Origin of the sequence: Lentzea albidocapillata subsp. violacea, from assembly GCF_900100275.1 — a bacterium.
Lineage (GTDB): Bacteria > Actinomycetota > Actinomycetes > Mycobacteriales > Pseudonocardiaceae > Lentzea > Lentzea violacea.
Genome location: NZ_FNET01000018.1, coordinates 135,740 through 148,521 on the forward strand (window position 1 = coordinate 135,740; position 12,782 = coordinate 148,521).

Below are 12,782 nucleotides of genomic sequence, written 5' to 3' on the forward strand. Positions count from 1 at the left end.
AGTTGCCGGGGACACTGTTCCTTCGTGCTCGCAGGTCTGCTGAGGCGACGGATGCATCAGAGAACCTGACGGATCTGGGCGAAGTGGCAGGCGGCCTCGTGGTCCGCGGCCTGCGTTTCGCGCGGTGGTTCCACTTCGATGCACTGACGCTGCTGCTCGGGCGGCAGCGACGCGTGCAGGAAGCAGCGGGTCCGGAAGCGGCAGCCGGACGGCGGGTTCGCCGGGCTCGGCAGGTCGCCGGTGAGGAGGATCCTCTCCCGCTGACGCTCCTTGACGGGATCGGGGATCGGGATCGCCGACAGCAGTGCCTGCGTGTACGGGTGGCGCGGCGCCTCGAACACCGAGTCCACCTCACCGATCTCGATGATCTTCCCGAGGTACATGACGGCCACCCGGTCCGCGATGTGGCGCACCACCGACAGGTCGTGTGCCACGAACAGGTAGGCCAGGCCCAGCTTGGACTTGAGCTCCTCCAGCAGGTTGATGACACCCGCCTGGATGGAGACGTCCAGCGCCGACACCGGCTCGTCGAGCACGACGAGCTTCGGTTCGAGCGCGAGCGCCCGCGCGATGCCGATGCGCTGGCGCTGGCCGCCGGAGAACTCACCGGGGTAGCGCGACAGCTGCTCCGGACGCAGGCCGACGAGCCTCATCAGCTCCGGCACCCGCCGGTTGATCTCGTCCTTGGAGTAGCCGTGGACCTGCATCGGCTCGGCGATGCAGTCGTTGATCGTGAGGCGCGGGTCGAGCGACGCCATCGGGTCCTGGAAGACCACCGACATGTCGCGGCGGATCGCGAAGCGGCGCTTGCCGTCCACTTCGGACGACTTCGTGCCGAGCACGGAGATCTCGCCGCCCATGGGCTTCTGGAGGTTGAGGATCTCCATCAGCGTCGTGGTCTTGCCGCAGCCCGACTCGCCGACGAGACCCAGGGTCTCACCCTCGCGGATGTCGAACGAGATGCCCGCGACCGCGTGCACGGTGCCGACGCGGCGCTTGAACACCACGCCCTTGTTGATCGGGTATTCCTTGACGAGATTGTCGAGGCCCAGCACGATCTCGCGCTGCTCGCGCGGGATCCTCGCGACCTCGGGCTCGGCGGCCACCTCGGCACCGAAGATCTCGACGGCGGCCTCGGCGCCCTCGGCGTCGGTCGCGGCGATCTCGTTGGTGCGGATGCACGCGGCGGCGTGCTCGACGGAACCGTCGACGTCCATCAGCGGCGGCTCCGCCGTGTGGCAGGCGTCGACGACCATGGGGCAGCGCGGCGCGAACGGGCAGCCGTCGGGCAGGTCCGTGAGCGACGGCGGCTGGCCCTTGATCGGCACGAGCGCCTGCTTCTCGCCGACGTCGAGACGCGGGATCGAGCCGAGCAGGCCGAGCGTGTACGGCATGCGCGGCTGCTGGTAGATCTCGTCGACGTTGCCCTTTTCGACGGCGCGGCCCGCGTACATGACCATCAGCCGGTCCGCGAACCCGGCCACGACGCCGAGGTCGTGGGTGATGATCACGATGCCCGCGCCGGTGACCTCCTGCGCGGTCTCGAGCAGCTGCAGCACCTGTGCCTGCACCGTCACGTCGAGCGCGGTGGTCGGCTCGTCGGCGATGATCAGGTCGGGGTCGTTGGCGATCGCCATCGCGATCACCGCGCGCTGCCGCATGCCGCCGGAGAACTCGTGCGGGAACGCCTTGGCGCGCTCGACGGCGTTCGGGATGCCGACGAGGTCGAGCAGTTCGACCGCCCGCTTGGCGGCCGCCTGCTTGGACACCTTGCGGTGCACCAGGATCGCCTCGGCGATCTGGTCGCCGACGGTGAAGACCGGCGTCAGCGCGGACAGCGGGTCCTGGAACACCATCGAGATGCGGCGGCCGCGGATCCGCGACAGCTCCGCGTCGTTCTGGCCGATGAGCTCACGGCCCTGGAACTTGATGGAACCGGTGATGCGGGCCGAGGACGGCAGCAGGCCCATGACGGCGAGCGACGACACGGACTTGCCCGAGCCGGACTCGCCGACGATGCCGAGCACCTCGCCGGGCGCGACGTGGTAGCTCAGGCCGCGCACGGCGCGAACGCGACCGGACTCGCTCGGGAAGGACACGTGCAGGTCCTCGACCTGCAGAACCGGGCCGTCGACGACCGCGTCCGCCGGTGCGTCGAACTGGAGCTCCGAGGTGGTCATCAGGCGGCCTTCTCCTTGGTGTCCTTCTTCTCCTTGCGGCGCACGCGCGTGGAGGTGGGGTCGAGCGCGTCACGGAGCCCGTCGCCGACCCAGTTCACCGCCAGCACGAACACGACGAGGAACCCCGCCGGGAACAGGAACAGCCAGGGGAAGGTCGTCGCGGACTCGGCGTTGCCGCCGATCAGGGTGCCGAGCGAGACGTCGGGCGACTGGACGCCGAACCCGAAGTAGCTCAGGCCGGTCTCGGCGAGCACGGCGGAACCGACGTTGATCGTCGCGTCGATGATGAGCAGTGACGCCATGTTCGGCACGATGTGCTTGGCGATGATCTTGCGAGCGGGCTGGCCCATGAACTTGGCCGCCTTCACGAACTCGCGTTCCTTCAGCGTCAGCGTCATGCCGCGCACGATGCGGGCGGTGATCATCCATTGGAACGCCGCGAGCATCAGCACCAGCAGGAACCACGACTTGCCGCGGAACCACGGGCTCAGGATCGCGATGATCAGGAACGACGGCAGCACCAGCAGCAGGTCGACGACCCACATGAGCGCCTTGTCGGCGACACCGAGGAAGTAGCCGGCGGCCGCGCCGACGATCGCGGCCATGGTGGTCGAGATCAGCGCCACGAGCAGGCCGATGATCAGCGACTTCTGCAGTCCGCGCATCGTCAGCGCGAACATGTCGGTACCGATCTTGTCGGTGCCGAAGATGTGCTCGGAGTAGGGCGGCTCCAGGAACGCGGTGTAGTCCTGGGTGTCGTAGCTCCACTTCGACAGCAGGGGGCCCACGAACGCCATCAGGTACATCCCGAGGATGACCACCAGGCCGACCAGCGCCAGCTTGTTGCGCATGAAGCGGATCAGCACCAGCCGGCCACGCGTCATCGCCTTGCCCGGTTCGGGCGCCGCGTCGACTGGGCCACCGGAGGCCGCGCCGGTGGTTCCGGCGGCGTCCCCCTCGTTGAGGATCACGGTCACGTCGTCGTCACCTTGCCTAGTTCACGCGGATTCGGGGGTCGAGCGCGGCGTACAGCACGTCGGCGAGCCAGCCGGAGAACAGCACGCACACCGCGACGAAGAGCGTCACCGTGGCGGTGATGTTCGTGTCCTGCGCCGAGATGCCGGTGACGAGCCAGTCACCCATGCCGAACCAGCCGAAGATCCGCTCGGTGAACGTGCCACCGACGACGAGCAGGCCGAAACCGAACGCGAACAGGGTCGCCATCGGGATCAGCGCGGTGCGCAGGCCGTGCTTGAACAGCGCCTTGCGGCGGGTCAGCCCCTTGGCCTGGGCGGTGCGCAGGAAGTCGCTGCCGAGCACGTCGAGCATCGACGAACGCTGGTAGCGGCTGTAGTAGGCGATCTGGCCGAGCGCGATCGCGAGCGTCGGCACGACCAGGTGCTGCAGCCGGTCGCCCAGGTGCTCGAACCAGTTGCCCTGGAATCCGGGTGTCGTCTCACCGACGAAGATCAGCACGTTGGTGCCGATCGAGTCGTTGATCCCCTGCGCGCCCATCTTGAGCAGCGTGCCCAGCACGAACACCGGCGTGGACAGCAGTATGAAGCTGAAGAGGGTCGCGAAGTAGTCGCTGAACTTGTACTGCCGGATCGCGCTCACGACACCGAGCAGCACACCGAACAGGATGCCGATCGTGATACCGAGCAGGAACAGCCTCAAACTCACGCCGATGCGCCTGCCGAGTTCGTCCGTGATCGGGCGATCGGCGATCGTGCGGCCGAAGTCGCCCTGCACCACCCCGCCCATCCACGTGACGAACCGCTGCGGGATCGGCTGGTCGAGGTGCAGGTCTCGTTTCTTCGCCTCGATCGATGCCGCCGGCGGCGGTGGGTTGCGTTGTTGCAGCACCCCGATCGGGTCAAAGGTGGCGGAGGCCAACGTGAACGCGAGGAACGTCGCCACTAGGGCGAGCACCACGTAGTTGACCAACCGCCGCAACAGAAATCCGGCCACCCGTGTTCAGTCCTCTCCCCGGTGGTTGCGACATCGGCACACTGGATTGCAGTGGACGAGTTGCAAGAGATTAACCGCCGATCCGGCGGACCGCTGCCCACCCCCGCCAATACGCGGAGGCCCCACTGACCGGGCCATAGTCACCCATGCCTGGAGGAAAGGTCGGCCGAACTGCCACATCAACAGTTGACGCTCGCCAATTGTGTGCCGAAGCGTGACCATTGTGCGGCCGGATCGCCGTATTCACCGTGAAGTCCTGTCTCACCACGGATGGATCTGACGCATCCGGGTGAATGCAATCACCGGAAGACGTGGGACAAGCAGCGCAATGTGATCCTAAACCGGGCATCACTCTCTGAAGCACCTCGTACGTGCACCGTTACTGCATCGATGCGGACCAGGCCGGACGCCCGTCCAGCTCACCGGAGGCTGGGCCGAACGGGGTGAACCGCGTCACAGCACGACGGGACCAGATGGCTTAGGCGAACCTAACCAAGGCGCCAGAGACGGCCGCCCGCGATCACGAAAACCTGGTCGCCCACCTTCTCCACCGCCACCACCCTGCCGGACGGTCCCGCCGCCGGGCGTTCGTCCTTTTCCGACACCAGCTGCACGCCGCCATGGTCGACGAACAACGTCGGAACGCCGTCGACGGAGACGGGCGCGGCGAGCGTGTCGTCGTCACCGACCGGGACGTCCGGGGTCGTGAGCTTCTTCCAGTCCGGGCCCGACCACCAGGCGAGCCTGCCCTTGCTACGGCCCACGACGTGGCAGGTGCCGTCCCAGCAGCGGGCGGCCAGCGCGGCGTCGCCGTCCGGGAGGGTCGCGGTGGTCCAGGCGGTGCCGTCGAACCGCCAGACCGCGGCGCTCACCACCCCTTTCGCGATCTGCCAGCCCACCACGAGCGCGCCGTCGCCGTCCGGGGTGACGGCCAGCGGGAACCGCAGGAGTTCCGGCGAGCTTTCGAGGACGGTGCCGGCGGAGGGCTGACGAGTCCAGGTGTCGGCGGCGTAGGTCCAGGCGGCGATGTCGAGGCCCGCCTTGGCGCTCTGCCAGGTGCCGATGATCAGCGGCCCCTGCGCGGTCTGCACCGGGCCGATCAACTCGCCCGCGCCGTAGCCGCCGAACGTGCTGAAGGCCTGCGGTTTCTCGTTGATGGCACGGGCATCACCGGTCCAGGCACTCCAGCGGACGTTGCCGTGCGCGCCACCTCGTTCGCCGCCGACGCCGGTGATCGTGGTGCCGTCGGAGGTGAGGCCGTACCAGTGCGCTTCCTTGCCGTACGGGGTCGCCGGGGTCAGCCTGGAGTTGGACAGCGTGCCGTCTTTGGTCCGTGTGACGAGCTCGGGGTGGTCGGACGGGCGGGTGCCGATGACCAGCATGTCCCCGTGCGTCGCCAACGCTTCCGGCGTGGCTGTCAGGTCGACGGCGGTGAAGCCGACGGTGTTGTCCGCACCGCCTGAAGAGCAGCCGGCGAGGACCAGCAAAACCGCGAGCGTCAGCCTGCGCATGCGGGCCAGTATGACCACATGCGGCCCGAACACGACCAGGTCTTGCACTTCTCCGGCTGCGAAAACGCGCTGCCCCGATCAGTGGAATGATCTCCGCCCATGCGGGTGCTGCTGGTGGAGGACGACGAGCCGATCGCGGAATCGCTCACGCGCGGACTGTCCCGCTACGGGTTCGAAGTCCGATGGGTGCGCACGGGCGCGGAGGCGCTGACGGCCGGGGACTTCGCGGTGGTCCTCGTCGACCTCGGGCTGCCCGACATGGACGGCCTCGACGTCTGCCGTGAGCTGCGGGCACGCGGGGACGTGCCGATCATCGTCATCAGCGCGCGGTCCGACGAGGTCGACCGGGTGGTGGGGCTGGAGATCGGCGCCGACGACTACGTCACCAAGCCGTTCGGGGTGCGGGAGGTCGTCGCACGGATGCGGGCGGTCCTCAGACGTGCGCAGCCTGCCCTGCGCGAACCGGAGACGCACGGGCGGGTGCGGATCGATCGGCGCGGGCGGCGGGTGCACCTCGACGGCGGTGAGGTCGAGCTGACGCCGAAGGAGTTCGACCTGCTGGCGTTCCTGGCCGAGGAGCCGGGCGCGGTGTTCACCCGCGAGCAGATCATGGAGGCGGTGTGGGACGAGAACTGGTTCGGCCCCACCAAGACGCTCGACGTGCATGTCGGCGTGTTGCGCCGCAAGCTCGGTGACGCGGCCTCGCTGGAGACCGTGCGGGGCGTGGGTTTCCGGCTGGTGCTCACGTGATCCGCCAGCTCGCCTGGAGCTACGTGCTCCTGGTGGCGGTGGCGATCGCGGCGTTCACGGTGCCGGTGGCGTTCACGCTCAACCAGCAGCTCTACGACGACGCCGTGAACACCGCCCGGCGCGAGGCCGACACCGCCGCGTTGCTGCTCGCGTCCGGCGACACGAGGTCGTTGAACGCCTTGGCGGACGCCTACGAACGCCAGACTCCCGGCCAGATCGACGTCGTCGAACCCCAGCCGGAGTCGAAGGTCTGGGACTCCGAGGGACTGAAGCTCACGGTTCCGGCGACCACACCGGACGGCACGGTCGTCGGCGCGATCCGGCTGTCCTATCCGGACGATCGGATCACGCAGAGGCTCTGGCAGATCTGGGGATTCCGCACCGCGCTCGCCGTGGGCGTGCTGATCCTGGCGGCGTTCCTGGGGCTGTGGCTGGCGAAGCGGGTCACCCGGCCGTTGCGCGAGCTCAACGTGATGGCGGGCAGGCTGCGCGACGGCGACCTGACCGCGCGGGCCGAGGAGACGGGGCCGCCCGAGACCCGCACGCTCGCCCGCACCCTCAACACCGCCACCGAGACGATCGGCACGCTGGTCGGCTCGCAGCGCGCGTTCATCGGCGACGCCTCGCACCAGCTCCGCACGCCGCTGACCGCCCTGAGGCTGTCGCTGGACAACGTGGCGGACGGCGTCGACGACCCGCTGGTCCGCGAGGACGTCGAGATGGCGACGGCCGAGGTCGTGCGGATGTCCAGGCTGGTCAACGGTCTGCTGGCGCTGGCCCGCGCCGAGGCCGACGTCCCCCACCCCGAACCGGTGCAGGTGCTCGACGTCGTCACGGAACGGTTCACCGCGTGGCGCGCCGCCGCGGACGAACGCTCGATCTCCCTGGTCAGCGAGGGCTTCGACATCCGCGTCCTCGCCACGCCGGGACACCTCGAGCAGGTGCTGGACAACGTGCTGTCCAACGCGCTGGAGGTGTCCCCGGACGGCGCCGCGATCCTCGTCCGCACCACCCGGCCGGGCCTGCTGGAGGTCATCGACGCCGGCCCCGGCCTGCCGGAGGCCGACCGGGCGCGGGCGTTCGACAGGTTCTGGCGTGGCCTGGGCCTCACCGGCAAGGGCGGGTCGGGCCTCGGCCTCGCCATCGTGAAGCAACTCGTCACCGACGACGGTGGCGCGGTGTCGCTGGAGGAGGCCTCCAGCGGCGGGTTGTGCGTGCGGATCAGGCTTGCTCCGGCATCGCCGACGAGTGGTGGTTCACGATGAGCCACTTCCCGTCGACCTTCTCGTAGACGAACGTGTACCGCGCGTCGACGGTCGACGGTGCGCCGTCCTTGGTGAGCGCGAACCGGTAGGTGCCCGCGTCGATCGCGTCGTCGTCGTCCAGGACGGCGACGTGCGAGTCGAGGATGGTGCCGCTCGGCTTGTTCTGCAGGAAGTGCTCGAAGTAGTCGACGATCTCGGCCCGCGTGGACCGCACCTGGTTCGACACCGTAGGCAGCAGAACCGCGTTCGGAGCGTAGCGGTCGGCCACCTTCTGGGGGTCGCCCGTTGCGAGGGACGCGTTCCAGTCGGCGAACAACGCCCTGATCTGTTCGGTCGTCGGCCGCTCGGCCGGACCCGTGACCGTTTGCGCTGGGGCGCTGGAACATCCCACGAGCAGGGCGGTCGCCCCGGCCAGTCCGGCGGCTCCGATGAAGTGCTTGCGCATTGTGTCGTTCTCCCCGATCGAGTGGCTGTTGAGATCCACTTTCGAGGAAGGACCGGAAACGTCCGGACAGCAGCAGTCCAGTACCGGGACAAGGTTTCGGAAAGCCTGGTAAACGTGGACGTATGGGACTTCTCAGCGGAATGATGGGGAACGCGTCGAAGCTCGACCCGCGGGACGCCGCGAAGGAGTTCGGGCGGCTGCTCGCGCACGGTGAGCAGATCCACGCGGCATACCAGCTGGTGCGCGATTCGTTCCTGTTCACCGACCGGAGGCTGATCCTGGTCGACAAGCAGGGCATGACGGGCAAGAAGGTCGAGTACCACTCGGTGCCCTACAAGGCGATCACGCAGTTCTCAGTCGAGACGGCCGGTCATTTCGACCTGGACGCCGAGCTGAAGATCTGGGTCTCCGGCGGCGAGGCGCCGATCTCCAAGCAGTTCGGCAAGGGTGTCGACGTCTACGAGGTGCAGGCGCTGCTGGCGGCTTTCGTGTCCCGGTAGCACCGCCTGCGAGCCGATCGCCACGGCGAGCTCGGCCAGCGCCACGAGCAGCGCGGTGACGACGTGGCCGGTGTCGAGCAGGAGGTTCGCCGCGGTCAGCGCCACGGGCACCACCCGGCCGCGGACCAGCACTCGCAGGACGGCGGTGGCGCAGCGGGTGGTGGACATTTCCGTTCCCTTCCAACGTTTCCGGCTCTCACAGAAACGTCGAACGGCACCCTCCGAAATCGACAGCGCACGCCGGGAATCGTTGTCCGGCAACAAAAAATCCCCCGCAGGCGCAGGGCCTGCGAGGGATGTCGGCGGTGCGGTCTAGCGGGCCTGCAGCATCGGGCGGAACTTGTCGCGGTACGCCCAGGCGAGGCCGATCTCGGCGACGGTCACGAACAGCCCCATCGCGAAGCCGCTCGTGTCCAGGAACACGTGGTACAGAAAGATGTTCACGACCATCGGGGCCAGCAACGCCAGCGCCAGCGGCACGAACCGGCCGGTGAGCAGCAGGACGCCCGCGAGGACCTGGACGCCGGACGCCAGGTGCAGCATGTAGCCGGTCGCGGAGAGCGCCAGGGTGAACGCCACCCCGGCGGGTGCCATCGTGCTGGGATCCGGTGCGGGCATGAAGTTCAGCCACCCGTTCAACCCGGTCGCGGTGAACAGCAGGCCGACGAGCACGCGGGTCACGAGCGTGGTGTGGCGGGCGGCAGCCGACTTGCGGGTGACGCGGGCGGGGGCGGCGATCGTGGCGGTCATGTCGAGTTCCTCCTGGGCTGTCGTGTCCTTCCACTGATGCGTCGAACGGGCAGCACCCCGGATCGACACGACGGCCCAGAAATCTTCGAGAAACTTGTTTGCGCTGGTCAGACTCGTGCCGCGCGCACGTGCTCCGCGACCGGGCTGAGCTTGAGCCACTCCGGCAGACCGCGCACCACCCAGCGCGTGCCGGTCAGCTCGATGGCGCCCGCGCGCACCGCGTCGAGCAGGTCGACCTCGCCCTCCCACATCCGGAAGAGCGTGGCGATGTCGGACGCCAGCACCGCGTCGACCTCCAGGCCAGGGTCGGTGTAGCAGATCGAGGCGTCACCGGGTTCGACGACGAGCCAGAACGTGCGGCGGCGGTCGTTGATGCGGACCTCGATGTTCGCGCGCTTGTCCAGCGTGCCGGTGTCGATGCGGCCGTGCATCCACCACATCAGCACCTCGGGGTCGAGCTCGTCGGCGCGGGGATCGCCGAACGCGTAGCGGGCACCCCAGTCGGCGAGGCCGAACACCAAGGGGCGCAACGCCTGCCCGGCCGGCGTGAGCAGGTAGCCGTCACCGGTGCGCTGCACCAGACCGGCGTTCGCGAGCTGCCGCAGCCGCCGCGACAGCAGAGCGCGCGACAGTCCCGGCAGGCCGCGGGCGAGCTCGTTGAAGCGCGAGGCACCGATGAGCATGTCCCGCACGATCAGCAACGTCCACCGGTCACCCAGCACCTCGACGGCGCGAACGATCGGGCAGTACTGCGCATACGTCCTCACAGGGGAAGTCTCCGTCGCGGCGGGGGTTTCGTTACCGCCGTCCGGTTCACTTTCAGAACTACCCGCGGGCATTCGGCGTTCTTACGTTTGTCGCATGACAACACTTGACGCACCACGGGTGACCAGCACGTTCCCCACCGTGACCAGAGACGGCGACGACAAGTTCGCGGAGATGGCCGCACGCATCGGCGCCATCGCGGCCGCCAACGCGACCGAGCACGATCGCGACGCCACGTTCGTGAGCGAGGCGTACGAGGCCATGCGCGAGGAGGGTTACCTGGCGTTGGCCGTACCCGAGGAACTGGGCGGGCTCGGCGCCACGATGCGCCAGGTCTGTTACGCGCAGGCCGAGCTCGCCCGGCACGACGGCGCCACCGCGCTGGCCGTCACCATGCACCTGTACCTGACGCTGATGCAGGCCTACCGGCGCCGCAAGGGCGCACCGGACGCGGAGGGCGTGCTGCGGCGCGTGGCCGCGGAAGGCCTGGTCATCGCGACCAGCGGCGGCTCGGACTGGCTGTGGCCCACGACGACGGCGACGCCCGTGGACGGCGGCTTCCTGGTGAACGGGCGCAAGACGTTCTGCAGCCAGTCGCCGCGCGCGAATGTCGTGGCCACGTCCGCCGTCCTCGGCGAGGAGGTGCTGCACTTCAGCGCCCCGTTGAACGCCGGCGGCGTGCGCATCGAGGAAACGTGGGACACGCTCGGCATGCGCGGCACGGCCAGCCACGACGTGGTGCTGGAGGACGTGTTCATCCCGGCCGAGAAGATCGCCGCCCGCCGCCCCTACGGCGAGTTCGGCGCACCCCTGTTCGCCGCCGTCGTCCACTTCGCGCCGGTGTGCGGGGCGACGTACTTCGGCATCGCGGCGGGCGCGCGGGACGTGGCCGTGCGGTCGACGTCGAAGAGCACGACCCGGCAGATCGGCCTGATGGACTACAAGCTGCGCACCGCGTGGTGGTCGCTGATGGGCTCGATCGACGAGCTCGGCGAGGACTACACGGCCGACGCCGAGTCGACCACCACGGTGATGCTGGCCAAGCGCCAGGCCGTCGTGGAGGCGATCGAGGTCGTGAACGTCGCGATGGAGGTCCTGGGTGGACGGTCGTTCTTCCGGCGTTCACCGCTGGAGCGCGCCTACCGCGACGTGCGCGCCGGAACGTTCCACCCGCTCACGCCCGAAGCCACACTCATGTACGCAGGCAAGGTCGCTCAGGGTGACTCAGGAATCACCGAATAAGTTCGAGTTGTAGGCACGCCAAGGGTTTGCAAGGATTCGTATCCATCTTCGGAGAAGGAGCGATTCCGGTGGCAACTCGCCTCAACCCGTACATCAGCTTCGACGGTCAGGCCCGCCAGGCGATGGAGTTCTACCACTCGGTCTTCGGCGGAGAGCTGAAGATGAACACCTTCGGTGAGTTCGGCATGCAGGACACGCCGCAGGCCGACCAGATCATGCACGCGCAGCTGGAGACCGACCTCGGCTACACGATCATGGCCTCCGACACGCCGCCCGGCATGGAGTACAAGCCGGGTTCCAGCATCACGGTGTCGCTGTCGGGCGACGAAGAGGTGCTGCGCGACTACTTCAACGCCCTCGCCGAGGGTGGCAAGGTCGGTACGCCGCTGGAGAAGCAGATGTGGGGCGACGAGTACGGCGACCTCGTCGACAAGTTCGGTGTGAACTGGATGGTCAACCTGGGCGGTCTGGGCTGACGGACGTTTCGGCGGGGCTGCGGGAGTAGCCCCGCCCGCCGCGCTGACGCATGATGTGGACCATGAGCGAGCGTCTGCGGGGTGTGGTCGGCCAACTCGCGATCCGGCCTGGTGACCGGGTGCTGGAGATCGGCTGCGGCCAGGGCGTGGCCGCCACGATGGTGTGCCAGCTGCTGTCCACCGGCACACTCACCGCGATCGACCGCTCCACCAAGATGATCGAGGCCGCGACCCGCCGCAACGCCGCGTACGTGGCGTCGGGCAGGGCCGAGTTCCTCATCGCGTCACTGGAGGACATGAACCTCGGCGACCGGCGGTTCGACCTGGTGTTCGCGGTGCGGGTCGGGCTGTTCCATCGCGATCCCGACCGCGCGCACGCGTTGCTGGAGCCGTGGCTGGCACCAGGTGCGCGGGTGTTGTCGTTCTTCGACGTGCCTGTCTAGTGGTGTGGCCCGGAAGGTTGCCGGGGGAATTCGCGGTCAGACGGGTGCATCGTGGTGTCGCCCCCACGTCCTCGTACTGGTGGTACGGGGGCGTGGGGGCGACGCCACGAGGCGCCCTGCTGAGCGTGGATTACCTCGCCAACGTTCCGGGTCGCGCCACTAGTGTGCTGCGCCGGAAATTCGCCTGCAAAAGCGTGCGAGTGATTCGAGGATCTCTTCGGCGGTCTTGGTCCAGAGGAACGGCCGGGGATGGGTGTTCCAGTCGGTGATCCAGGCCCGGACGTCCTTCTCGAGTGCTTGCACGCTCTTGTGGGCGCCGCGTTTGATCTTCTGCTCGGCCAGGAACCCGAACCAGCGTTCGACCTGGTTGATCCACGAGGATCCGGTCGGGGTGAAGTGCATGTGGAACCGCGGATGCTTCGCCAGCCAGGCCTTGATCGCCGCGGTCTTGTGCGTGCCGTAGTTGTCGCAGACCAGATGCACG

The 12,782-nt window shown here is 68.4% G+C and carries 14 protein-coding genes; 6 read left to right on the top strand and 8 right to left on the bottom strand.

All coding sequences use genetic code 11. The features are described 5' to 3' along the window. Positions 1-56 precede the first annotated feature (56 nt). From BLR21_RS31500 to BLR21_RS31515, 4 genes are all read right to left on the bottom strand, one after another. Entirely contained in the window at positions 57-2,180 is a 2,124-nt protein-coding gene (locus BLR21_RS31500; RefSeq protein WP_090011733.1) for an ABC transporter ATP-binding protein, read from the bottom strand. After that, positions 2,180-3,157, bottom strand: a complete 978-nt coding sequence (locus BLR21_RS31505; protein ID WP_218131014.1) for an ABC transporter permease — start codon at positions 3,155-3,157, stop codon at positions 2,180-2,182. The genes BLR21_RS31500 and BLR21_RS31505 overlap by 1 nt, the downstream gene beginning before the upstream one ends. 16 nt (positions 3,158-3,173) lie before the next feature. Next, positions 3,174-4,151, bottom strand: a complete 978-nt coding sequence (locus tag BLR21_RS31510) for an ABC transporter permease (protein ID WP_090011735.1) — start codon at positions 4,149-4,151, stop codon at positions 3,174-3,176. A 488-nt stretch (positions 4,152-4,639) separates the two neighbouring features. Continuing rightward, positions 4,640-5,662 (bottom strand): hypothetical protein, encoded by a 1,023-nt coding sequence (locus BLR21_RS31515; protein ID WP_143027946.1) that lies wholly within the window; start codon positions 5,660-5,662, stop codon positions 4,640-4,642. A gap of 99 nt (positions 5,663-5,761) precedes the next feature. On the opposite strand from BLR21_RS31515, the gene BLR21_RS31520 reads away from it, so the two are divergent. Next, the gene (locus BLR21_RS31520) at positions 5,762-6,412 is read left to right on the top strand and encodes a response regulator transcription factor (RefSeq protein WP_090011739.1); all 651 of its coding nucleotides are present in this window, start codon (positions 5,762-5,764) and stop codon (positions 6,410-6,412) included. Beyond that, complete coding sequence (locus BLR21_RS31525) at positions 6,409-7,677, top strand: sensor histidine kinase (protein WP_090011741.1); 1,269 nt, start codon at positions 6,409-6,411, stop codon at positions 7,675-7,677. Before BLR21_RS31520 ends, BLR21_RS31525 begins: the two co-directional genes overlap by 4 nt. Here BLR21_RS31525 and BLR21_RS31530 read toward each other — a convergent pair. Next, complete coding sequence (locus tag BLR21_RS31530; RefSeq protein WP_090011781.1) at positions 7,634-8,122, bottom strand: SgcJ/EcaC family oxidoreductase; 489 nt, start codon at positions 8,120-8,122, stop codon at positions 7,634-7,636. The two genes, BLR21_RS31525 and BLR21_RS31530, sit on opposite strands and share 44 nt — an antisense overlap. Positions 8,123-8,244: 122 nt before the next feature. Between BLR21_RS31530 and BLR21_RS31535 the strand changes: the two genes are divergently transcribed. Continuing rightward, positions 8,245-8,622 carry a PH domain-containing protein gene (locus BLR21_RS31535; RefSeq protein ID WP_090011743.1) on the top strand — a complete coding sequence of 126 codons (378 nt, stop codon included), beginning with the start codon at positions 8,245-8,247 and terminating at the stop codon, positions 8,620-8,622. A gap of 312 nt (positions 8,623-8,934) precedes the next feature. Here BLR21_RS31535 and BLR21_RS31540 read toward each other — a convergent pair whose 3' ends face one another. Together BLR21_RS31540 and BLR21_RS31545 are read right to left on the bottom strand one after the other, a co-directional pair. Then, positions 8,935-9,372 (bottom strand): DoxX family membrane protein, encoded by a 438-nt coding sequence (locus BLR21_RS31540; RefSeq protein WP_051769131.1) that lies wholly within the window; start codon positions 9,370-9,372, stop codon positions 8,935-8,937. A 107-nt stretch (positions 9,373-9,479) separates the two neighbouring features. Then, the gene (locus BLR21_RS31545; RefSeq protein WP_218131015.1) at positions 9,480-10,139 is read right to left on the bottom strand and encodes a winged helix-turn-helix transcriptional regulator; all 660 of its coding nucleotides are present in this window, start codon (positions 10,137-10,139) and stop codon (positions 9,480-9,482) included. 94 nt (positions 10,140-10,233) lie between these two features. On the opposite strand from BLR21_RS31545, the gene BLR21_RS31550 reads away from it, so the two are divergent. From BLR21_RS31550 to BLR21_RS31560, 3 genes are all read left to right on the top strand, one after another. Further along, positions 10,234-11,379: an acyl-CoA dehydrogenase family protein gene (locus BLR21_RS31550; protein ID WP_176929883.1), complete on the top strand. Its 1,146-nt coding sequence runs from the start codon at positions 10,234-10,236 to the stop codon at positions 11,377-11,379. A 68-nt stretch (positions 11,380-11,447) separates the two neighbouring features. Next, complete coding sequence (locus tag BLR21_RS31555; RefSeq protein ID WP_090011747.1) at positions 11,448-11,855, top strand: VOC family protein; 408 nt, start codon at positions 11,448-11,450, stop codon at positions 11,853-11,855. Positions 11,856-11,917: 62 nt separating this feature from the next. Continuing rightward, a complete protein-coding gene (locus tag BLR21_RS31560) occupies positions 11,918-12,298 on the top strand; it encodes a class I SAM-dependent methyltransferase (protein ID WP_176929884.1) in 381 nt (126 codons plus the stop codon). Between the two features lie 159 nt (positions 12,299-12,457). Here the strand turns inward: BLR21_RS31560 and BLR21_RS31565 are convergent. After that, positions 12,458-12,782, bottom strand: a 325-nt coding sequence (locus BLR21_RS31565; RefSeq protein WP_176929885.1) for a transposase, incomplete at its 5' end; no start/stop codon positions are given.